The organism is Sulfitobacter sp. KMM 9851 (assembly GCF_057178245.1).
Genome location: NZ_CM169991.1, coordinates 2,278,059 through 2,299,193 on the forward strand (window position 1 = coordinate 2,278,059; position 21,135 = coordinate 2,299,193).

Here is a 21,135-nt window from a genome sequence, read left to right on the forward strand (position 1 = left end):
CCCCGTCTCAACTCAAATCCTTCTGACAAGATCTGCGCGGAAGGCCTCCAGTTGGACGTCGCGGAGAGGGGCGTTTTCCACCAGCCTCACCTTTGAGAAAAACGACATGATCTCCTGATATCGGAGCCGGGTATCCTCGACGGCTTGATAGTAGCGAAACAACTCCTTCAGGGGTGCCGAAAAATCCTTGTGTGCGGCCAGAACGGCAACAAGTGCTCCCAGGCTGATGCGCCCTTCAATTACGAAATACCCGCCGAGCGAGTAAAACAGGAACGGGGTGAGCGCCGTCAGAAAGTTGTTCAGCCCCTTGATGAAGAACTTCAGGTTGAAAATTTTTCGACGCACCCGTTCAAGCTCGCGAAAACTCTCGGTTGTCGCAACGCGCAGAGAGGCGGCACCCGGTCGGTGCAACTGATCGCTCAGGTGTCTGCCCAATTGCCGCATTTCCTGAATTCTGATCCGCGAAAGCACATTTACCCGTCGTTGAAGTCTGGGAAGCAGGACGAGTTGAATGGGCAGTACCGTCAGTGCCGCAGCACCTAACACCGGGTCCTGCATAAACATGAACAGAAGGATGGTTGCGAGCGTACCACCTTGCAGGATCGGAAGGGTGAGGACGTCGGCCGCGAAACCGCCCACCGGTTCGACTTCCTGGGCAAGGATTGGGACGATCTCGCTGCGGTCGCCCGACTTCGGATCGCTGCGCCATTGCCGGTAGATCATCAGCCGAAAGCGACGCAGGAACCGCTCCGCCACATAACCCTTGAAGACGTTTAGAGCGTATTTGTTTAGCCCATTCAGTATGATCGCCAACAGATAAAGGCCGCACAGGATCATCAGAAATGCAACTTGATCTACATCATACCCTAGAACGTCCACGGGAAACCGATCCGATTCCAATGCATTGTTTACGATCTGCTTGGGTAGTTCTAAAGTCAGATAGAGGATCGGCATGGCGATCAGGCTGATCAGGATCATTAGCGCCTGCTGCCTTCTGGAATGCCGCAGAACAGAGCTGAAAAGGCTGGCGTCCAGCCCACGAATAAGGTGCGGTAAGGGTCTGACATTCCTGTGCTGCCGCCAGTATCGCAGGACACCCACGATGGCGAGATAAACCGTCACAGCGGCCAGCATTACCGGGGCGACCACCAGGATAAGATGAATGAAGGGATGAATCCAGTCGGGCGCGGTTTCATCGTAGCGAAATCCGAACCAGGCGGCTATATCGTGTACGATGATATGATATTGGTCCAGAAGCGACATTACCGCTCTCAGCCCTTCTTACGAGGGGCGAGGTGGTTGTGGACGAGGATCACGCCCCACATCCCGACCTCGCGATGGCCGGGCATCAGGCAGGCAAATTCCAGATTCGTGATGTCTGAAAAGTTCCAAACCAGTTGAGCGGTGCCTCCGGCCGGAATCTTTACTGCGTTTGCATCCTCGTGGCGCATATCGGGATGTTGTCTCATCCATTGCCTGTGTTCGTTTATCTCGTCAAAAGAACCAAGAAAGAATTCGTGATCCAGATCACCTTGATTTGAGATGACAAACCGTACGACAGATTCCTTTTCGATCGAGATCGCATCTGGGTCAAACAGCATATAGCCGCTCTCGGTCTCAGTGATGGTTACATTGATGGTTCTGGTGATCGCTGCGTCCAATGCCGGAGTGCCAATAGAGTCATGTCCGGGCTGCTGATACGCCTGTGTATGTGGCTGTCCATCCAGCCCGACGTTTGATGAGATCGCCTCAACAGGCAGCACACCGATGATCATGAAGGCAAAGGTAAGTATGATGGGTTTCATTATCTGCTCCGTCCGTTGTGTTCCGAACATATTGGGCCGCCTGTCTGCGACGGTGGCCTTTCCCCAGCTAGGTTGGGGATGGGCACGCCGACAACTGCCGCCGCGCCCGAATTTGCGTTACTTCATCTGTGTGACAGTCAGCTTGCCTTTGACACGATCTGCGACAAATTCGATGTCCTGACCTTCGGACATCCGCGCGATCATCACCTCATCGGCGCGGAACACCATTGTCATCGCAGGCATGTCGAGCGTGGCCAGAGGGCCGTGGATGATGGTGACCTTGCCCGCCTTGGCGTCGACCTTCTTGATCTTGCCAGTCGCGTATTCCACCACGGCTTCGGCCATTTTCTCACCTACAGCGATGGATCCGTGCATGCCGGATTCGTAGTGGCCGGGGATCAGGCAGGCAAATTCAAACGTGCCGGCATTGGCAAAGGTCCAGATCACCTCGCCCGCGCCGCCCTCGTCCAGACGGACAGAGTTGGGATCGTCATGTTCCATGTCCATCTTTGCCATCATTTCTTTGTGTTCGGCATTGCGCTCAAGGGTGTCGATCACAAATTCATGTTCCAACTCGCCCTTGTTGATGACGTTAAAGCGGATGGTTTCGCCCTTAGCGATCTCAAGCTCGCGTGGTTCAAACAGCATTTCGCCATCGTCGGTTTCGCGCATGGTCACTTCGATGGTGCGGTCCACCGATGCGGCGTCGCCGGGCAGGCCGATCATCATCTCGGCGTGTTCGGCGGCATGGTCATCGCCGTGGCCGCCTTCGTGGCCGCCTGCGGCATAGGCAGGGGCGCTGAGGGCGAGGGCGATGGTGGTGGTCAAAAGAAGGTTTTTCATCATTTTTCCTGTAGGTTGCATAGGTTGTTGGAGCAAAGGGCCATTCAGCCCTTTGAGGTTGGTTTTGGGGTGATCTGGGTTTTCGGGCTGGTGTTGCTGGCAAACTCCGGCAGTTCGCCGGTCCATTCGTAGGCCTGTTCGCCGGGCGGGTTTTCGTACCAGCCGGGGTCTTCGTAATCATCGGCGTCGATCCCTTCGCGGACCTTCACAACCGAAAACATGCCGCCCATTTCGATGGGGCCATGTGGCCCCCAGCCGGTCATCATCGGCACCGTGTTGTCGGGCAGCGGCATTTCCATCGTGCCCATATCCGCCATGCCAGCCGTACCCATGGGCATGTATTCGGGCTGGAATGTACGAATTTTGCGGGCCAGCGGTTTTTTGTCGACGCCGATAAAGGTCGGCACGTCGTGGCCCATCGCGTTCATCGTGTGGTGCGACTTGTGACAATGGATTGCCCAGTCGCCCAGATGTTCCGCGACAAATTCATAGGCGCGCATGGCACCCACGGGGATGTCGATGCTGACCTCCGGCCATTGCGCCGCCTCGGGCACCCAGCCGCCGTCGGTGCAGGTGACCTTGAAATCATAGCCGTGCATGTGGATCGGGTGGTTGGTCATTGTCAGGTTGCCGACCCGCACGCGCACCTTGTCGCCCCGGTTGACCACTAGCGGGTCAATGTCGGGGAAAATCCGGCTGTTCCATGTCCACAGGTTGAAATCCGTCATCGTCATGATGCGCGGCACATAGGTGCCAGGATCAATGTCAAACGCGTTGAGCATGATGAGAAAATCGCGGTCCACGGGCATGAACGTAGGATCTTTGGGGTGAACGACAAACATGCCCATCATCCCCATCGCCATCTGCACCATTTCATCCGCATGCGGGTGGTACATGAAGGTGCCGGATTTCGTGAGGTCGAATTCGTAAACATAGGTCTTGCCCGGCGGAATACCGGGGTGCGACAGCCCGCCAACACCGTCCATGCCCGAGGGCAGGATCAACCCATGCCAATGCACGGTGGTGTGTTCCGGCAGGCGGTTGGTGACATAGATGCGCACGCGGTCGCCCTCAACCGCCTCGATCGTGGGGCCGGTCGACTGGCCGTTGTAGCCCCACAGATGCGCGATCATGCCATCGGCCAACTCGCGCTCCACTGGTTCAGCAACAAGGTGAAACTCCTTCACGCCGTTGTTCATCCGGTGCGGCAAGGTCCAGCCATTGAGCGTGACAACCGGGTTGTAGTCCGGCCCCGAGGACGGGCGCGGCGTGATCGCGGTGGCGGCGCTGTCCATCTGTGCGGCTTCGGGCAGGCCCATGTTGGTTGTCTTGCCCCAGGCCTGTGACGACACCAGCGCCGCACCCGCGGCCCCCGCGCCCAGCAATTGACGTCTGTTCATCATATCCTGTCCTTTCAATGTCCTGCACCGCCGCCAGCGGCCAGCGTGGCACCACCTTCGGCTCCGCCGCCGCTGCCCGCACCACCGCCATAGATCGCGGCGGTCAGATCGGCCTGCGCCATATAGAATTCGCGTTTGGCATTGGCCGCCTCCAGTTGCGCGCCCAGCTTTTCGCGCACGTCGGTTAGCAGCTCGAATGTGTTGGTGATCATGCCGTTGTAAGACAGCAGACCTTCTTCCTCGACGGTCTTGCGCAGTGGCACCAGCACATCGCGGTAATGCCGCGCGATCTTGTACGAGGCGAGGTAGCCCACCTCGGCGCCCCGCGCTTCTGAACGCACGTTCACGGCCTTTTCCGCCAGCACATTGGCGGCTTGGAGATAGGCCAGTTCGGCTTTGCGCATCCGGGCCTTGCCGCTGTCGTAGATCGGGATGGCAAATTCCAGCTCAAGCTGTGGGGTGGTGCTGGTTTCTACGTCACCGTCCTCAGCCTCGCGTTCAGTCTCAAACCCCGCGATGATCTCAAGGTCTGTGACCAGCCGCGTCTGATCTGTCAGGCCAAATGCCGCGGCCTGCGCCTCAAGGCCCAGTTTGGCGACGCGAAGATCGAGCCGGTTGCGCAGGGCCTTGGCCTCGATCCCCGCCACCTGACCGACAGAACGCGGCAAAGGTGGCAGCGCATCTGGCACATAGTAGTCGACGTCAGCACCCCACAACCCCATGAGCCGGGTCAGGTTTTCCTTGGCGCGGCTGGCGTTCAGTCGGGCCTGCGCCAGTTGTCCGGCCAATTCCGCATTGAATGCTTGTTCGCGCGCCTGGCCTGCCTTGTTCAGCGCGCCGGTCTCGCCCAGTTTACGCGCCAGTTCAGAGCCCGCGTCCGAGGTCGCCTTGGCGCGGTTGAGATAACTGACAACCTCGAACGCAGCCACGGCAGAAATCCAGGCGCGACGTGTCTGGTCGGCCAGTGTCAGCGTGTCGTTTACCGCCTCAAGCTGTGCTGCACGGAAATTCACATCGGCCAGGGCCACGCGCTGTTTGCGGGTCCTCGCATCCAATATGTTGGTGGCAATCATGCCTTCGATGGCGCGGTACGCCCCCAGCTCGGCGGCCCCAATCCCCAAGATGCCAATGGAGACGACGGGGTTTTCTGGCGTAGACTGCTGCCATGCCTCTGCCGCCGACAGCCCCACATTCGCATAAGAGGCCTGCAAGCCCTTGTTGTTGAGCAGGGCAACCTGCACGGCGGTCTCGGCTGAAATTGTCTTGTGATAGACCATCTTTTTGACGTCAGCCTTGACCGCCATATTCTCGGCCGCGGTCTGGGCAAAGACGGTACGCTTGCCGATGGCGGCAGACGTCTGGCTGGAGACATTGGCGAAACCGGCCGTGGGACTGGTATAGATGTCAGGCACTGCCGTCGCGCAAGCGCCGACCAGCAGTGGCACGCCAAGTATCAGCGTGGTTTTGAAAGGCCGCATCAATTGCCCTCCGACTGTTCTTGGTTAACGGTGCGCCAATCGCGCGGGCCGGTTGGGCTGCGGTGTGTGTATCCGGCCAAGGATCTTGATATCCAATCGGAGAAGCGACTGCTGTGTTTGTAGCTGCCTGTTGGGCTGTGACGATTGGCAAAGGCGTAGGCTCGTAAGCACATGCGCCAAGTGCGAGGGCCGAAGCCCCCAAGATTAAGTGAATTTTCATGAATAGTACCTGACTGATGAACTTAGGGCTCACGCACTGACGCGCGCCAAACGAAAGCTCCGCTAAGAGCCGTAGATCAGATCAAGAACTGGGGGGGCCGTAAAAAACCCGATGAGTCAATCGAGTTTGTTTGAGCACGAAGCATCACATATTCTTCATTTGTCGCTTGGTCGACCGAAAAGGCATCGGCGTCCGTGATTGCAACGGAGATACAAATACCACTGCAACACTCGCTTGATGCCTGTGTTTCATCACCCGTTCCGGGTGCCGTGACAAGCATCGCCCTGTGGGTCATCGCAGGCATAGCAGTGTGGGTTTGACTATCGACCTTGTGATCAGAACTTTCAGTCGCAGAATGCTCGCCACCGTGCATACCAGATGCAGCATGTGATGCTGAAGGAGCAGAAAACACCAGTGCGATGGCAAAGGAAAGGCACGTAAGTGCCTTGATCCATACTGATATGGTGTTTTTCAACTTCATGGTCAAGACATGGGCCACCTACATTGACCTGTCAATCCGTCCAGCGCTGGAAGGTTGGCAACTTTTCTGTGAGAGTGGCGTAGAACCGCTGACCTTATTGGCACTTCGGTCAAAACCACATGACCTTCCCTAACATCCAGAAACCCATTGCCAACATCATTATGTTCTCTGTGAGCGATATGAACCCCAATGGGACATTGCTGTCTCCACCGACGCAAGCACATTTAAGCTCACGTTTGTCAATGTAAACTGCCTTCATCACCGATACCGCGCCGATGCTGCCGATGAAGATGGCAACCGGAGCCGAAATCCACGTCAGCGCCCCTGCTGTCATCAGGATACCTGCCACCGCCTCACCGTACGGATAAACCTTGCCGTAAGGAACCCAGCGTTGCGCCAGAAGATCATAGTTCAAAAACATGGTCGAAAACTGCTCCACGTCCTGAAGCTTTTGAACAGCCAGCAAGCACATCGAAATGGAGATGAACCATTCAAAAGAGCGCAGGGTAAAAATAGTCTCAAAGACGTACCAAGAAAGCGCAAGCGCCATCAGAAATGCCATAGCAAATATAGCGATAACGGGCCGATACGTCGTGTCAGACTGCTCGTCTTCGGGCTTCTCCAACCCAAAATGGATGCGCAATGCGTCATAGCCCCCTACCCGCTCACCATCAATGAATGTCTGCGGCGTAGTATCTACGCCATGTTCCTTCATGAACGCATCAGTCTCATCACGCGTGGTCAGATGATGATCTTCGACATGAAACCCCTGACGTTGCAACAGATCCTTTGATTTCAAGCCGTAAGGACAGGTGTGGTTGGACATGACCATGCGATGGAGCTTTGCGATTCTGTCGGATTGATCCTGTGGCATAGCGGTTCCCTCTATTTTCCGTCGAGTTCCGGCGTGGCAGTGGGGCCACCTTCAAGATCGGCGATCAAGGCCTTCATTTCGTCAATCTCAAGACGTTGCGCCTTGATGATGTCATCCGCAAGCTTGCGCACACGCGGATCTGAGATATTGGCCCGTTCGCTGGTCAGGATCGCAATCGAATGGTGCGGGATCATCGCGCGCATCCACGATGTATCGTCAACGGTTGTCTGGCTGCGGACCAGAAACAGCGACAGGGCAAATACCAACACGCTGCCCGCGAAAATCGCGATATTTGCGCTGCGGTTTGTATACATGCCCAGCATGAATGCCAGCAGGTGCTGTCAGACCAATTCGAACTCGTCTCTGCAAGGACAGTGAGGCTGTCCCTTATGCCGCGCCGAGACCGCGCCACTCAGCAAGAGCGGCGGCGCGGTTGAGCTTGAAATTGGCGCGTGAGTGGAGATGGCGTTCCTGGTTGAAATGGTTGTGGACAGAAGAATGGACGGCGGCAAATTTCTGCAAACATCGCATTTGCCGAAAGCGAAGCATGGCTCGCTCTCGTCGTCGAACCGGAAGGTGTGAATTCTCCGCCCGATTGTTCAGCCAGCGGCCCGTTTCCTGTCTGTCGGAATTGCCGATAACCTTCATCGCAGCTCCGTATGACCGGAGTTTATCAGTCACAATGATGTGCGGTTGACCGTACCGCTTCATTGATTTTCTTATGAATTTCAATGCTGCTTTGCGATCTCTTCGCTTCGTGACGTAAGACTCCAGGACTTCACCTTCATGGTCAACGGCCCGCCAAAGGTAGTGCGTCTCCCCATTGATCTTCACGAAAACCTCGTCCAAGTGCCACTGCCAGTTTGAATATGCGCGCATCCGACTGGCCCGTTTTCTGCGGATTCTCGGAAGCGAACATCGGGCCGAAACGGTTCCACCAGCACCGGACTGTCTCATGGCTGATTTCGATGCCGCGCTCGTGCAATAGATCCTCGACGTTTCTAAGCGAGAGTGGAAAGCGAACGTACATCATCACCGCAAGGCGGATGATTTCCGGGCTGGTCCTGAAATAGCGAAAGGGAGAGCGTTTTGTCATCCAGAGAGGCTACGAAACCGCCCTGCCCGGCTCAAGCCGGTTTCCTCTGACAAGACCGAATTAGAACATGTGCATCCAGCGGATCAACATTGGTGAAAGGCAGATCATCAACAGCACAGGCATCATGCAAAGCGCCATGACCGCTGACATCTGGACAGGCAGGCGGTTTGCTTTTTCCTGCGCGCGCAATTCGCGGGTAAGGCGCATATCAGCAGAATATCTGTTCAATGCGGTAGAAATGCTGGTGCCGAATTGATTGGATTGCAGGATCACGTTCGCAAACGCCGTCAACTCTTCAACATTCACACGTTCTGCCATATCAAGCAGCGCAGACTGGCGTTCCTTACCGGCCTGAAGTTCCAGCTGAAAAATCATGAATTCCTGTGATATCTCTGGCGCGGCAAGGGCCAGTTCGTGAGAAACACGCGTCATCGCCGCATCGAAGCCAAGGCCCGCTTCCATTGCAACCTGCAACAAGTCAAGCGCATTGGGCATACTGAATTCAATTGCTTGGCGCCGTTTGTTGATCCTGCCGCGCAACCAAACTGCTGGCGCGTAGAAACCGACGACCATCAAGGCAGTTACGATCTGCAAAACCTCAAACCAGGATACGTTTTGCAGCAGATGGGCGATATTTAACTGGACCTGTGTTTTCGTAGGAAGCGCCATCGCAAAAACAAACAACGTCGGCAGGAAAATACCCATGATCATGCGGAACGAGTAAAATGAGCGCATAGCGTGCTTGCCCTGGATACCGGCACGGCGCAATTGCCTGCTTAGCCTGGAGCGTTCTTTGCGAGACGACGGCACAAAGGCTTTCAGAAGTCCGTGAGGATCGCTGTCGTCACCCTGTAGCAGATCGAAATCCGCGCCATGGGCCTGCTGGAGGAAACCGGCATGCATCCGGCGGGCCGTTGGCGTTTCACCGGCCATCATGCCCGACAGACCCTGCACGATCACGAAGGCACTGATCGCGACGCCCGCCAAGATCAGGTATTCAGGCCGTGCGGTCAGCGTGTCCAATGCAATTTGAATAAAGTCCATCGCCCTGCCCTCCGTTCAGAATTTGAAATTGACCAGCCGATACAAGATCAGCCCTTGGGCGACTATCAACCCGATAATCGCAAAGGCAAAAGTCGGGAACCAAGGATCACCACGTACATCGCCGTAAAAGGACGGCGATGACAGCTCGATCGTCACGTAGATAAACACTGGCAAGGCCGTAAGTATGAGGCCGCTCAGCCGCCCTTCTGCCGAAATGGCTTTGATCTTCTTTCGCATGGTGTAGCGATCCCGGATCACCTGGGACAGCACGTCCAAGATTCGGCCTAGGTTGCCACCGGTGCCATGCTGAATGCTGATGCTGACGGCAAGGTAGTTGGCATCCTCAGTTGACACGCGTTTGGCAAAATCATGAAACGCAGTGGCGACGTCATCGCCATAATTGATCTGATCGTGGATGATCCCAAATTCAGTCCCGATCGGGTCGGGCATGTCTTTAGCTACATTGCCAATCGTCACAGCAACCGGGTGCCCGACCTTGAGACCGCGAGACATCAGATCAAGCGTGTCCGGCAGTTGTTTACACAACTTATCAAGCCGCGCGCGTTTCATGCTGAGCAGGATAATGATCGGTAGTAAAACCGCAACGGCCACGCTGATCGCCAGCGAGAGGTCAGTCACAAGATAGATGTTTGCCCCAACAAAGGTAATGGCGCCTAGCCCGAAAGCACCCAGCAGGATCCAGGCAGTGCTGATCGTAATGCCGGCCTGAATGAGCAGTCGGCGAAACCGTGTGATCGGTCCCTGTTTTGCGCGGCTACCAAACATCGCCGGGTCGCGCAACAGTTGCAGGATTTCGTCGCCCGATGCACCGCGCTGGATCATCCGCATCCGCCGGTTGCGCGCCTCCCCGCGTGTCTCGCGCCGAAATATAAGCTGCAGCAAACCTTCATATGCAAACAGAACACCTACAAAGACAACGACATAAACGAGAATGTTCAAGCTGAACGATTGCATATCAATCATGTCCGGGTCTCCTTGCGCATGAACATGCTGCTGTCGATATGTACCCCCGATGCAACCAGCAGATCGAAACATTTCGGTCGGATACCAGTCGGCATGAACTCCCCAAGAATTTTCCCATCCGTCGACTTACCGCGACGCTTATAAACGAAAATATCCTGCATCGTGATGATGTCGTCTTCCATGCCAGTAATTTCGGATATGCTCATGACTCTCCGACTGCCATCGCTGAGTCGGCTGAGCTGCACCACGATGTGTATGGCTGAAGCAATCTGCGCCCGGATCGTCTTGATCGGCAGGTCAGCGCCCAGCATCGTCACCATTTGTTCGAACTCGACCCAATGCGTCGCGCGAAGAGTTGGCGTGTATCGTAGTCATTGAACCATCATGCCCGGTGTTCATGGCCTGAAGCATGTCAAAACATTCGGCCCCACGCACCTCGCCGACGATAATGCGGTCTGGCCGCATCCGCAGGGCATTGCGCACCAGATCGCGTTGCGAGATGACGCCCTGCCCCTCGGCGTTGGCCGGGCGTGTCTCAAGGCGCACGACATGATCCTGCTGAAGTTGCAGTTCCGCTGCGTCCTCAATGGTCACAATGCGCTGGTTGATGTCGATGAAAGACGACACCGCGTTCAGCATCGTTGTCTTGCCAGACCCCGTACCGCCCGAGATGAGAATATTCAGGCGCGCCTCGACTAGGGCCTTGAGAAGCAGCGCCGCATTATTGTCCAGAGCGCCGCGCTCGACCAGTTTTTCCGTTGTTAGGGGATTGCGCGAAAATTTGCGGATCGAAAGCGCCGGACCATCGACCGAACAAGGGCGAATAATCGCATTCACGCGGCTGCCATCTTCGAGACGGGCATCAACCCAAGGCTGCGATTCATCAATGCGCCGACCAACGTTGGAGACAATTTTGTCGATTATGCGCAGCAGATGACGTTCATCGCGAAAGCGCGTATTTGTTCGCTCCAGCAATCCGTATCGTTCAACATATACTTGGTCATAGGAATTGACGAGAATATCGTTGATGGTCGGGTCTGCCAAAAGCGGCTCAAGCGGCCCTAGGCCCATCACCTCATGGATTAGTTCCTCGACCAAAGCGGAAAAGGAATCCGACCGCATATGGACGCCTTCCTCTTCCACCAGACTGGTCGCAAGGGCCGCGATCTGGCGTTTGAGTTCCGAGCGTTCGACCTTGTCGATCACTGACAAATTCAGCCGATCCAAAAGCCCGCTGTGAAGACGGCTTTTGAGTTCGAGATGTTTCTGCAAATCGGTATCCGCAGGCTCAAGAGCCGCTGCCGCAGCAGGCCGCAACGGCTCATTGCTTGGCCGCTTGATCTTGACGACTTTGGGCTGCGAAGCAGCTCGACGCAATTTGTATTCATTGAACACAGCGGGCCCCCCTTAGGTTTCTTTTTGTTTTGCGTTCTGTTTGTTTGTAGACAGTGCAGACGCAAATAATTTGAGGGCTTTGCCCAAATTCGAATTTGTTTTCATTTCGATAATCGGCTGCCCCAGATCCACGGCTTTGCGCGCGATTTTCACGTTTTCCGGCAGCCAGTGGTTCAGCTTAGTTTCGAGAACATTCTCGGCCTCTCGGACAAGTTCCGACTTGATTAAAGGCCGCTGCTCGCGGTTGACCACGACGTCGAAGGGTAGACCGACGTTTTCTTCTCGATACAGGTCCATCAGCCGACGTGCTTGCCGAACGGAGGGCACGCTGGTGTCGATCACAATGATGAAATGTGCGGCCTGCTTGATAATGGGTTCAACCCAATCGACAATGGCACGCGGCAGATCGACGATGATATAGTCATATCGCATCTTAAGGATGTCGAGGATGTCTTCGATCAGATCAGGGCGCATCGACTGCAGCGGAAGAACCTGTGTCGGCGCGCAAAGCACGTCAAAACCCAGCGAGTGCCGTTGCAGGGTCGAGGTAACAATCCGATCGTCGATCCTCTCAACGGATTCAATAATTTGCAACAACCCTCCGTTATCCTCAAGGTCGAGGAAGACATTCGCGTTCCCAAACTGAAGATCAAAGTCCAGAAGCACGACCGAGCTTTTGTGGGGCTTGTGAAAGAACGACGCTCCCCCACCCGCAAGTGAACTGGCAAGGTTCACGGCAACCGTCGTTGACCCGACCCCGCCACGCGATTGCGTGATCGGGATTACTTGACCGAGCGCCCTGGGCCCGTCGTGAAAGGTCTGCGTCGGCACATTTTTTGCGCTGATCTTGGCGTCCACAACCGCCCTGATCCGATCGCCGTCAATTGACAGAGGCAGAACCTCGTCGACCCCGATATTCCTCAGTTGCTGGACCTTGCCAATCGAAACATCGTTGTTAGTCAACGCCAGAAAAACGGTATCACTGCTGCGCTTTGATAAGAGTTCCTCAAGTGCATGAATTTCGTTCTCGTCATCGGGATCGGCTTCAAAGATGACCACATCGTGATTGAACACCAGACCACCGGCACGCCCGTTCATGGAGTTGAATGTTTCGCACTGCGTGGTAACCGCGTTATCTTGGTCTACCGGGAAAACCTCGTTGATCACCTGCGCAAAGGACGCCCGGTTGGAAACGATCATAATCGAACGGGATTGGGGGCTGACAATTTGGCGGTCCATTATCCTGACTCTCCTGATGCAAGATCTTCTGCGGGCAGCGATACGCTGAAACTGGAATAGCCAGCAGACGACGGCAGGGCGCTGTTCGTTGCCCCGGCGGCATTGGCCAGCGCCGCCAAGGGCGATGCGAATTGGAAATCATCCAGATTCAGTTCGAAAGTGACGATCGGCGTATATGGGCCACCAAGGAACCCAAGGTCCGGGTCGAAACGGTAGGAAAACTGCATCATGTCGATTGTCGCACCCGACGGCAAAAGCGGGTTGATGCGGCCCCAGATTTCTGCGGCGGTTGGGTCGGTCGCGACACCGTTACATGACACCGTAGCAACATTCGCACAGACCCCGGCCGCCGAACCGCAGGACGTCCCGAACCGGGGCGCGACATTGGTGCCGCGCTGGTGCGTCTGCGGTACGCCGATACAAGCAGCTGGTCGTACGACCGCAATTCGTGCGGCGATCTGGGCCGCTGTTTGTGCCGTTACACCACTATACGACAATCGACCAAAATCCAGTAACGCCGCAAACAGAAACATAAACAGCGAAACGACCAATGCAAATTCGACCAATACACCGCCGGACTGATCATCCAGAAATGCTCGGCACCCAGGCCGGGTCTGGACGGGGATATGACCTCGATCCGTCATTGCCCGAATATCCGTGATCTGTCCGTGACCTGGGTATTCACAGTTGAAATCCCGTCTCCGAACAGGGTTAGGATACCGCCCAGCGGGAACTGAATGGTCACATTGGCGCTGACCTGTGCCACTGCTGCGGGGCTGACGCGATACGTTCCCGTCACGCAAGTATAGCTTGGTGTGACTGAGGTTACGGCGATACTAGCCGGAAACAGAATGTTCCCGCCAATATCTCTTTCCACAATCGCTCTGAGCGTCGAACTCATGTCCGACACACTTTCACCGCTGGTACAGATGTCCGCAGGTGTAACACGCGCCATGTACCGACCGGCGTCTCTGACACCTGCAATGACGGTTTGATAGGACCACATCATGCGCGATGCTTCGATCGTAAGGGCAAGAAGCAACAGCATGACTGGCATCACAAGGGCAAACTCGACAATGATTGCCCCGTCCTGATCGGCGGCAAACCGTCTGGCGTGCGCGAGCTGCGGAGATTTCATGGGCTTGCCCTTCCTCACCGGTACAACTGAACAACGTCGCGATAGATACCGCCAAATCCAGCCGCACCGCCGCCCGCTACGTCAGGAAAGCCGACAACTTCGCCAAAGATATCAAAGCTGGGTGGCGAACTTGAGTCTGAGCCTACCGGTTCCGTCAGAAACATAGAGACGAAGCGCGTGACAGGGACATTGCTGGTTGATCCGCTGATCGTCGTTTGCGCGCAATCCACGCCCGCAGCGGTGACAACGCGCCGCGCCGGATCGGACGACATATTGTTGGAGCACATTGGTCGCCCGGTTTCCGGCAGCGACGGATCAAGAATGGCAGGTGCATTCGGGTTGTTATTGCCATAGGCAATCTCACGCAGATACATGCCGAAACGGGTGCCTACGAATTGAGCCGACGCGCCCGTCAAGACCGGCAAATGCGCATCCGTTGCAAAGTTATCTGCGGTGCCATCTGCAAGATCGTGGTTCCTGTTCAGATATCCGGCCCGGTCCCAAACGCCGTCACCAAACCGATTGCTTCCGCCGCAGCTTCCTGTTGCGAGACAAGTGTCGCGGCCGAGTGCCATCGTGGTGTTGGTCACTTCCTCATTGCCTTGAATACAAGCACCGCCACCGTTCGGCTTGATCCCCTTGATCACATTGGGGGCCGGGGCAAAATCAGGGTTGTTCTTTTCACCGTTGAGCACGGCGCGGTAGATATCAAAGCGGACGTTAAAGGCTGCGTTTGTGATCCCCACCTTCTGGCCCGGCTCTGTTGTGATGCCATTGGTCAGAATACACTGTGTGATCTGGCTTTGTGCTGCAATCAGACAAGCCAGCCTATTGCCCCCTTCGTCGGCACAGACCCCGGACGTATCCTCAAACGAGGCAAGATCGATGAACCCGAAATTACCAGGACCCCAGGCCGCGTTATTGCCACCGCTGCGCAGCAAAACCTGGTCACCGATACCAAGCGTGCTTTCCCAGGTCGGAGGCAGACAGAACATCAGCGGAGAGATGTCACAAGCCGCCTGAGTATAGCCCGCCACCGCCTCGGCGTTAACATCTGTGGTCGCAAAGCCGTTCCCGCCCAACATCCGATCCAACGCTGAAGCCAAACTCATGCTGAGCAACTTTGGCGTCAGAGCAACCTGAACAAATCGCGCCTTATTGGGATCGGTGGTGACATCCGCGCCCAACGGATCAAGATCAGAATCCGGAAGTGCGGAATGAAAGATCAGTGTGTAATCTGTCGAGCCTGACAACGTGTTTGAGCCATTGGCAAAGGTCTGACTGTCGCTGATCATGTTATCGGCGGCGTTCGTGGCGCGTATGATCGCATCGTTGCGACCGTCAAGCTCTCCCGCAGCGGCCAAGGCCACGTTATCGGCAAAAGACTGCAGCTCGGCCTGGGTTGAACTGAGCCTGCCAATGTCCAGCGTGATGGCAAGAAACCCAAGGAGGGCAACCAATGCAGTACCCCACAGAATGGCAACGGTACCGACCTCTTCCTTGGCAAACCGGGATATGATGAGCTGAACACGCATTTCGGATATTTACTGCTTGATCGTCTGGGTGACGTTGATCGGACGGGCGCGCGGATTGATCACCGATGGGTCGAGCGGTTTCAAGTCGACTTCCACCTTCAGGCTTGCGCCTTCGATCAAATCATTCTTCATGACCTTTGCAGGTTTGATTGCCGGGTCAGGCTCGGGTGTCACTTCTGTTTCAATTATCGCTTCGGGTTCAGTGGCCGGGACAACTTCAGGCAGGTTCCGCCTGATTGTGACAACTTCGGATTCCGTGCCCCTTCGTACCGTCACAGTGGGGTGAATAAGGACTTTTTCGGCGGGTCCATCCTCGTTCAAGAGATCGCGCAGATGCACCATTTCCATGGGCTTATCCTCGACCCCGTCCAGGGTTCTCAGGGTCAGGCTCAGGGAACCGGCCTTTTGGGCCAGTGCCAGGCGCAGCCCCTCTTCCGGCGTCACTTCGACGGTGATGGTCCGGGCAACTTCCGGTTGATCCTTGGATTCTTCCGATTGTTGATCAACCCCGATAACACGAACTTTCTGCAGGATTGTCACAGCGCGCATTTCCTGATTGGTGCCTTCAGTCATGACGATATCGATATAATCTCCGGGCGTGACGAACCCGCCGACCGCGGTAACAGCATCAACTTTGATGGCCATGGCGCGGGTGTTTTCACCCAGCTTCTGCACCAAAGTAACCTTCTCGCCAAAGTCCGAAACTTTGGTCGAAATCATTACTTCCCCGGGAAAAAACCGCCCCTTGGCGCGGCGCAGTTGGTCAGCTTCGGTTGGCACGAGTTGAGAAATGTTGGTGAAAGCCCCGGGCGGCACCGCGTCGCGTGGCCAAGGATGAATAGAAACATGATGCGCTTCGATTGTTTGGCCAAAGGCTATTTCGGAACGCGCAAGGTAGATGTCAACGAGACCGGGTAAGGAGGTGTCGACAGCGGTTTCTGGTTGAACCAAAAGATGTTCTTTTGCTAGGAAAACTGAACCAGCCGCAATGGTAATTCCGAAAATTGTTGTGATGATCGGCTTAATGCGCATCCTTGCCTCCAATATTCAAAATTTATAATTTCGATGACCGCAGGTTCCGTGTTTTAAAAGACCTGAGGGTATTTCTTGCGCCAGATAAGGCGCAAGAAATTGTGTTATTGGGCCAAACCCCACAGATGGTTTGATCAGCAGGTCGCGCTGCCCAGAGCAGTACAAGCACCAATCACGTTGTTGTTGGTCTGAGTGCCAAGATAGGTAAATGCTCCCACGGCAATCGACGCAACAACCAAAAGTGCGAGACCATATTCAACAATCGCCGCACCGCTTTCGTCCTTAATGAACGTTCTAAGAAACTTAGTCATATTTCCCCCTTAGGATTTTTTAATATATGTAGATTCGGATTGGCTCTGCGGCCTAAGCCTGAACAATGCTGTCTGAGCCTGTGAATTATGTTATGTTACCTTGTGCTGGTCACGCATCCATCAAACATAACGCGATTTCACCTTTGGGTTGATGGCGTTGAAATATATTCAATAGAAACGGGAATTATTTCGTAATTGCCCCGGCTCAAACAAAAAAACGAATCGGTCTAAATGTCAGAAATGGGCCGAAAATGGGGCATATTATGAATAAGATTGAGGTCTTTGAGAATATAAAAAACCGGTTAATCCAACGGTCAATAATTCGGAATCCTTCACTTACTAACTTATAACCCACATATTTACCGCAATTTCCATTCCACCCATACTTCCCGTAAAAAGTGAATGTCGGCATATTTTTGACTAAATTTGTTGCCAAAACGAAGTTATCCACAGATTGTGGATAACGCGGTGGGGGTCGCGATCCTGTTTATCGATAGATAGCAGGATGACGGAAGGGTTTGAAAATATGCATTTTTCTAAATATCCGTTTATGCGCGCCAGTCTTGGTCTCGTAGCGGACTGGACATACGCATTAAGCGACAATGGCGAACTGTCAGAAGTGTTGGACCGGTTAATGAGACTGGTAAAAGCCGATGCCGCAATGGTTATACGCACATCGAAGGTTGATAATAAGGCAAAATATATTGCACGCAGTGACATGCAGAAAGGCAAGATTTGGCCAACGCAACCCAAATCATATATGGAACTGATCGTCGGCGAATTCGTTTCGACGGCCAAAACCGGGTCGATATGGAAACTGTCGGATGTCTTGTCCTCGCCTTTGAACAAAATACCGATTAGTCCGGAGGAAAGATTTAATAACTTAGTTGAGGGAATGGTGTGCCCACTTGAATCGACACGCGGTCATATTGATCATATTGAGCTTCATTTTAAGCACCAACCTTTAGAGCATGATCTCAACCTTCTTATCATGTTGATGGACAGCTTCGCAGCTGGCTGGAACCGACGCGCACCTGCTTCGATTTCAAAAAAACTTAACCAAAAGCGGAATTGTTCGCTCGTTTCTATTCCGGCAGGTAGTCAATCTTTAATCCTTGGTTCTGACAATCCGGCCCAGCTTAGTAGGTGTGAATATCGGATATGCTCGTTGTTAGCAGAGGGAATGACCGTCAATCTTATTGCCAAAACGCTATCAATTTGCCCTGCCACGGTTCGCTCACACCTGAGTTCAGTTTTTTCCAAGACGGCCACATCCAGCCAAATTGAATTATTGCATCAACTCAATTTCAAGCCAGAACCCTCTTCCACCGATGCTAGAAAACGACAGCACACGTCCATGCCGGACAGCGGAGCGCTCAGGAACCAAGCTTAGAGGGCTGCTTGCGAACCAATCTTCTGCAAAGAAAATGAGAACCCTTTATGCCGCGCCGAGATCGCGCCACTCGGCTAGAGCAGCGGTTCGGGTCAGCTTGAAATTGGTCCTGCAGTAGAATGCGCGCTCGTGCAGGAGATTTTCCGCGTTCCTTAGTGACAGTGGAACCGGGCATACATCATTACTGGGTGCTGGCGCTATCGCGAACCGCCAGTTGGCAATCTACGACAAACGCGCGGAAATCATAGCCATCTGCACGCCATCAGGGGCGATTAAAGAACGTCAATCTTGTAAACCGGGCATTGAGTGTGTCGGCCGAGGGGCCAGACGACGGAAGAGGGTACCGGACAGTCCTATGTGTGGTTTTAAAGCGTTCTGAGGGGTATAATTTGCCTCAGTTGTTAGTAAGAACAGAATAGCAACACTTCCATTCTAAAACAAACAAATTCGCATGTAATTCAGCACCTTGAGTTAAAAAGGTTCTCGACTTCCGCCGCCCGTCACGCAATGTATCACAGGCCTGATACTTCTCAGGCTTGGGTCAGTACGAGGGTCGCTCGCTGGCGGTCCGCAAACCCCGGAGCGCCCCTTTGACCGACAAATTTTCCGAATCAACCCTACCCGAGTTAGACGTCCAGATCCTCCCGCGTGATGCACTGGTTGCGCTCTGGACGGAGCTAAACGGCAGCCCGCCGCCGCCCCGGTTGAGCCAGACCTTTCTGCGCCGCTTTCTCGCTTTTGATCTACAGACACAAACCAGCGGAGCCCTGCCACAATCCGCCAGAACCCGGCTCGCCAAAATTGCCGCAGGCAAAACACCGGCGACCAAACCGGTCCTCAAGACCGGCGGGCGGTACCTGCGGGAATGGAACGGCGTCACCCACATCGTCGATGTCACCGATCAAGGTCATCTTTACAAAGGGCAGAGTTACCAATCACTCTCGGCGGTCGCCCGCGCTATCACCGGAGCACATTGGTCCGGACCTCGTTTCTTTGGAAGCCCTCTGCGCCAGGGCCGCACCCCATCCGGGCGGAAGCCGCAATGAGCGCGCTTCCGCATATCCGCTGCGCGGTTTATACCCGCAAATCCTCAGACGACGGGCTGGATCAGGAGTTCAACTCGCTTGATGCACAGTTCGAGGCCTGTGCCGCCTATGTTGCCAGCCAGCGCCACGAAGGCTGGCGGCTTCTCCCCGCACGCTATGACGACGGTGGTCTTTCGGGCGGCACGCTCGAGCGCCCGGCATTGCAGCGCCTTATGGCCGACATAGACGCGGGGCGTGTCGGCATGATCGTGGTCTACAAGATCGACCGGCTGACCCGCTCTCTGGCAGATTTTGCCAAACTGGTGGAACGGCTCGACGCCGCGGGCTGTTCCTTTGTTTCCGTCACCCAAGCCTTCAACACGTCCTCCTCTATGGGGCGACTGACACTGAACGTGCTGCTTTCCTTTGCCCAGTTTGAACGTGAAGTCACCGCCGAACGCATCCGCGACAAGATCGGTGCGTCCAAGAAGAAGGGGCTCTGGATGGGCGGAACGGTACCCCTTGGCTACGATCCACATCCCGATCCCCTGCGGCGCGAACTGGTGATCAATCCGGCCGAGGCCGTCACGGTGCAGACGGTGTTTCAACTCTACCTCAAGCTTGGCTCATTACGCGCGGTTGAGGATCGCGCAAAAGCACTCAGATTGACCTCGAAGCCGCGCATCTCCGCTCGAGGCAAGACCACCGGAGGACACCCCCTTTCTCGCGGCCAGATCCACTATCTGCTCTGTAACCCTGTCTACCGTGGCCTGATCCGTCACAAGAAGAACACTTACCCCGGCCTGCATTCCGCGATCATCGACCAGCCCCTCTGGGATCCGGTGCAGGCCAGCCTACAGCAGGCCAGCCAACGCCCGCGCCAAAGCAGTGCATCCATATCCACTGAGGCTATATGCGCTCCTGAGCATCCCACATCTTCCAGTGCCGTGCTGACCGGAATTTTACGCGACGAGACAGGCGATCGCCTGACCCCGACACATACCCTGCGGCGCGGCCGCAGGTTCCACTACTACGTCTCGAACCGGCTGATCTCGGGAGGGACCGACGCCACCGGCTGGCGTTTACCCGCGTCGATCCTTGAACGCGCGCTTGTCACTGTTCTGATCCAGCATTTTGAAGCAGCGGTACAATCCCACACAATTGTAGCAGAACCGGACGCCTCCACAGCGGCGCAGATCGCAACCCGCCTCACCGCCCTTGTCCAGAACCTGCGCGAGCACCGGCCTCATATTTTGCCAGACCTGTTGGCATCGGTCGCCATCGCACCTCGCGATCTAAAGGTTGCCTTATCGGCGAAGGCTATTTCTAACAGGCTCGCCGTAGCTCCCGATGCCTACGCCGCCGGTTTCCTGTCGTTTCAAGTTCCCTTCACGATCCGCCGCCGGGGCGTGGAAACGCGGATTGCCACCGGCGATCTGGCACCCACTCCCGATCCCGTCCTGCTCCGCATGCTCGCGCGGGCCCATGTCTGGGCAGAACAACTCAAAACCGGAACGCCGCTTGCAGATGTGGCGCACGCAGCCGGACACTCGGACTCCTACATTCGCACCCGCGCGCCGCTCGCGTTTCTCTCACCCAGGATTCAGAAAATCATTCTCGCTGGCACCCAACCGCCCGACCTCACCCTGGAACGCCCGGTGCGCAGCAAGATACCCTTGGACTGGACCGAGCAGGAGCGCCTCTTCGGGTTCACAGAGGCCTAGGCACGAGAGCACCCTGTTCTGTATGAATTTATTCCCTGAATCGCCATCCTGGATTGCCTGATACACATGCGGAAATTCCCTGTTCCTAAAAACAGGGAATTCAACGCTAAACCGCTGA

The 21,135-nt window shown here is 55.3% G+C and carries 21 protein-coding genes and 2 pseudogenes; 3 read left to right on the forward strand and 20 right to left on the reverse strand.

The annotated features are described in order from the left end of the window. Positions 1 to 12: 12 nt before the first annotated feature. The 19 genes and pseudogenes from AC1965_RS11260 to AC1965_RS11350 all read right to left on the reverse strand — a co-directional run bounded on the left by AC1965_RS11260 (position 13) and on the right by AC1965_RS11350 (position 16,875). Complete coding sequence (locus AC1965_RS11260) at positions 13 to 1,263, reverse strand: ABC transporter ATP-binding protein (protein WP_483883964.1); 1,251 nt, start codon at positions 1,261 to 1,263, stop codon at positions 13 to 15. A gap of 8 nt (positions 1,264 to 1,271) precedes the next feature. Next, positions 1,272 to 1,805 carry a cupredoxin domain-containing protein gene (locus AC1965_RS11265; RefSeq protein WP_483883965.1) on the reverse strand — a complete coding sequence of 178 codons (534 nt, stop codon included), beginning with the start codon at positions 1,803 to 1,805 and terminating at the stop codon, positions 1,272 to 1,274. 117 nt (positions 1,806 to 1,922) lie between these two features. Continuing rightward, positions 1,923 to 2,648 (reverse strand): copper-binding protein, encoded by a 726-nt coding sequence (locus tag AC1965_RS11270; protein ID WP_483883966.1) that lies wholly within the window; start codon positions 2,646 to 2,648, stop codon positions 1,923 to 1,925. A 44-nt stretch (positions 2,649 to 2,692) separates the two neighbouring features. Next, positions 2,693 to 4,051, reverse strand: a complete 1,359-nt coding sequence (locus tag AC1965_RS11275) for a multicopper oxidase family protein (protein WP_483883967.1) — start codon at positions 4,049 to 4,051, stop codon at positions 2,693 to 2,695. Positions 4,052 to 4,062: 11 nt separating this feature from the next. Continuing rightward, entirely contained in the window at positions 4,063 to 5,526 is a 1,464-nt protein-coding gene (locus AC1965_RS11280; RefSeq protein ID WP_483883968.1) for a TolC family protein, read from the reverse strand. A 296-nt stretch (positions 5,527 to 5,822) separates the two neighbouring features. Further along, positions 5,823 to 6,227, reverse strand: a complete 405-nt coding sequence (locus AC1965_RS11285) for a hypothetical protein (RefSeq protein ID WP_483883969.1) — start codon at positions 6,225 to 6,227, stop codon at positions 5,823 to 5,825. A gap of 109 nt (positions 6,228 to 6,336) precedes the next feature. Beyond that, complete coding sequence (locus tag AC1965_RS11290; RefSeq protein WP_483883970.1) at positions 6,337 to 7,101, reverse strand: MauE/DoxX family redox-associated membrane protein; 765 nt, start codon at positions 7,099 to 7,101, stop codon at positions 6,337 to 6,339. Between the two features lie 11 nt (positions 7,102 to 7,112). Beyond that, positions 7,113 to 7,415 (reverse strand): DUF305 domain-containing protein, encoded by a 303-nt coding sequence (locus AC1965_RS11295; protein WP_483883971.1) that lies wholly within the window; start codon positions 7,413 to 7,415, stop codon positions 7,113 to 7,115. Positions 7,416 to 7,488: 73 nt separating this feature from the next. After that, a pseudogene (locus tag AC1965_RS11300) lies at positions 7,489 to 8,197 on the reverse strand (IS6 family transposase). A gap of 60 nt (positions 8,198 to 8,257) precedes the next feature. Continuing rightward, entirely contained in the window at positions 8,258 to 9,241 is a 984-nt protein-coding gene (locus tag AC1965_RS11305; protein ID WP_483883972.1) for a type II secretion system F family protein, read from the reverse strand. A 15-nt stretch (positions 9,242 to 9,256) separates the two neighbouring features. Next, positions 9,257 to 10,225, reverse strand: a complete 969-nt coding sequence (locus AC1965_RS11310) for a type II secretion system F family protein (protein WP_483883973.1) — start codon at positions 10,223 to 10,225, stop codon at positions 9,257 to 9,259. Then, positions 10,222 to 10,545, reverse strand: coding sequence for a hypothetical protein (locus AC1965_RS11315; RefSeq protein WP_483883974.1), 324 nt, complete (start codon positions 10,543 to 10,545; stop codon positions 10,222 to 10,224). Before AC1965_RS11315 ends, AC1965_RS11310 begins: the two co-directional genes overlap by 4 nt. Next, positions 10,523 to 11,620, reverse strand: coding sequence for a TadA family conjugal transfer-associated ATPase (locus AC1965_RS11320; RefSeq protein WP_483883975.1), 1,098 nt, complete (start codon positions 11,618 to 11,620; stop codon positions 10,523 to 10,525). The genes AC1965_RS11315 and AC1965_RS11320 overlap by 23 nt, the downstream gene beginning before the upstream one ends. A 12-nt stretch (positions 11,621 to 11,632) precedes the next feature. After that, positions 11,633 to 12,859: a CpaE/TadZ family protein gene (locus AC1965_RS11325; RefSeq protein WP_483883976.1), complete on the reverse strand. Its 1,227-nt coding sequence runs from the start codon at positions 12,857 to 12,859 to the stop codon at positions 11,633 to 11,635. Continuing rightward, entirely contained in the window at positions 12,859 to 13,503 is a 645-nt protein-coding gene (locus AC1965_RS11330; protein ID WP_483883977.1) for a TadE/TadG family type IV pilus assembly protein, read from the reverse strand. The genes AC1965_RS11325 and AC1965_RS11330 overlap by 1 nt, the downstream gene beginning before the upstream one ends. Further along, positions 13,500 to 13,997 (reverse strand): TadE/TadG family type IV pilus assembly protein, encoded by a 498-nt coding sequence (locus AC1965_RS11335; RefSeq protein ID WP_483883978.1) that lies wholly within the window; start codon positions 13,995 to 13,997, stop codon positions 13,500 to 13,502. Before AC1965_RS11335 ends, AC1965_RS11330 begins: the two co-directional genes overlap by 4 nt. Positions 13,998 to 14,011: 14 nt before the next feature. Next, positions 14,012 to 15,532: a pilus assembly protein TadG-related protein gene (locus tag AC1965_RS11340; RefSeq protein WP_483883979.1), complete on the reverse strand. Its 1,521-nt coding sequence runs from the start codon at positions 15,530 to 15,532 to the stop codon at positions 14,012 to 14,014. Between the two features lie 9 nt (positions 15,533 to 15,541). Further along, the gene (gene cpaB / locus AC1965_RS11345; RefSeq protein WP_483883980.1) at positions 15,542 to 16,564 is read right to left on the reverse strand and encodes a Flp pilus assembly protein CpaB; all 1,023 of its coding nucleotides are present in this window, start codon (positions 16,562 to 16,564) and stop codon (positions 15,542 to 15,544) included. A gap of 134 nt (positions 16,565 to 16,698) precedes the next feature. Then, the gene (locus AC1965_RS11350) at positions 16,699 to 16,875 is read right to left on the reverse strand and encodes a Flp family type IVb pilin (RefSeq protein ID WP_483883981.1); all 177 of its coding nucleotides are present in this window, start codon (positions 16,873 to 16,875) and stop codon (positions 16,699 to 16,701) included. Positions 16,876 to 17,380: 505 nt separating this feature from the next. Here AC1965_RS11350 and AC1965_RS11355 point away from each other — a divergent pair. Beyond that, on the forward strand, positions 17,381 to 18,268 hold the full coding sequence (locus AC1965_RS11355; RefSeq protein WP_483883982.1) for a helix-turn-helix transcriptional regulator: 888 nt from the start codon (positions 17,381 to 17,383) through the stop codon (positions 18,266 to 18,268). Between the two features lie 45 nt (positions 18,269 to 18,313). On the opposite strand, the pseudogene AC1965_RS11360 reads toward AC1965_RS11355, so the two are convergent. After that, positions 18,314 to 18,397 (reverse strand): annotated as a pseudogene (locus AC1965_RS11360) (IS6 family transposase); the annotation flags it as partial. Positions 18,398 to 18,858: 461 nt separating this feature from the next. Between AC1965_RS11360 and AC1965_RS11365 the strand changes: the two are divergent. Further along, positions 18,859 to 19,314, forward strand: coding sequence for a DUF2924 domain-containing protein (locus tag AC1965_RS11365; RefSeq protein ID WP_483883983.1), 456 nt, complete (start codon positions 18,859 to 18,861; stop codon positions 19,312 to 19,314). After that, entirely contained in the window at positions 19,311 to 21,017 is a 1,707-nt protein-coding gene (locus AC1965_RS11370; protein ID WP_483883984.1) for a recombinase family protein, read from the forward strand. The genes AC1965_RS11365 and AC1965_RS11370 overlap by 4 nt, the downstream gene beginning before the upstream one ends. Positions 21,018 to 21,135: the final 118 nt, after the last annotated feature.

Bases quoted from the DNA above. Each gene is read 5' to 3' on its own strand.
- AC1965_RS11260 (WP_483883964.1), bottom strand. From the start codon at position 1,263: ATGTCGCTTCTGGACCAATATCATATCATCGTACACGATATAGCCGCC.
- AC1965_RS11290 (WP_483883970.1), bottom strand. From the start codon at position 7,101: ATGCCACAGGATCAATCCGACAGAATCGCAAAGCTCCATCGCATGGTC.
- AC1965_RS11315 (WP_483883974.1), bottom strand. From the start codon at position 10,545: ATGGTGACGATGCTGGGCGCTGACCTGCCGATCAAGACGATCCGGGCG.
- AC1965_RS11305 (WP_483883972.1), bottom strand. From the start codon at position 9,241: ATGGACTTTATTCAAATTGCATTGGACACGCTGACCGCACGGCCTGAA.
- AC1965_RS11270 (WP_483883966.1), bottom strand. From the start codon at position 2,648: ATGAAAAACCTTCTTTTGACCACCACCATCGCCCTCGCCCTCAGCGCC.
- AC1965_RS11325 (WP_483883976.1), bottom strand. From the start codon at position 12,859: ATGGACCGCCAAATTGTCAGCCCCCAATCCCGTTCGATTATGATCGTT.
- AC1965_RS11370 (WP_483883984.1), top strand. From the start codon at position 19,311: ATGAGCGCGCTTCCGCATATCCGCTGCGCGGTTTATACCCGCAAATCC.
- AC1965_RS11310 (WP_483883973.1), bottom strand. From the start codon at position 10,225: ATGATTGATATGCAATCGTTCAGCTTGAACATTCTCGTTTATGTCGTT.
- AC1965_RS11265 (WP_483883965.1), bottom strand. From the start codon at position 1,805: ATGAAACCCATCATACTTACCTTTGCCTTCATGATCATCGGTGTGCTG.
- AC1965_RS11275 (WP_483883967.1), bottom strand. From the start codon at position 4,051: ATGATGAACAGACGTCAATTGCTGGGCGCGGGGGCCGCGGGTGCGGCG.
- AC1965_RS11330 (WP_483883977.1), bottom strand. From the start codon at position 13,503: ATGACGGATCGAGGTCATATCCCCGTCCAGACCCGGCCTGGGTGCCGA.
- AC1965_RS11280 (WP_483883968.1), bottom strand. From the start codon at position 5,526: ATGCGGCCTTTCAAAACCACGCTGATACTTGGCGTGCCACTGCTGGTC.
- AC1965_RS11350 (WP_483883981.1), bottom strand. From the start codon at position 16,875: ATGACTAAGTTTCTTAGAACGTTCATTAAGGACGAAAGCGGTGCGGCG.
- AC1965_RS11295 (WP_483883971.1), bottom strand. From the start codon at position 7,415: ATGTATACAAACCGCAGCGCAAATATCGCGATTTTCGCGGGCAGCGTG.
- AC1965_RS11340 (WP_483883979.1), bottom strand. From the start codon at position 15,532: ATGCGTGTTCAGCTCATCATATCCCGGTTTGCCAAGGAAGAGGTCGGT.
- AC1965_RS11335 (WP_483883978.1), bottom strand. From the start codon at position 13,997: ATGAAATCTCCGCAGCTCGCGCACGCCAGACGGTTTGCCGCCGATCAG.
- AC1965_RS11285 (WP_483883969.1), bottom strand. From the start codon at position 6,227: ATGAAGTTGAAAAACACCATATCAGTATGGATCAAGGCACTTACGTGC.
- cpaB (WP_483883980.1), bottom strand. From the start codon at position 16,564: ATGCGCATTAAGCCGATCATCACAACAATTTTCGGAATTACCATTGCG.
- AC1965_RS11355 (WP_483883982.1), top strand. From the start codon at position 17,381: ATGACGGAAGGGTTTGAAAATATGCATTTTTCTAAATATCCGTTTATG.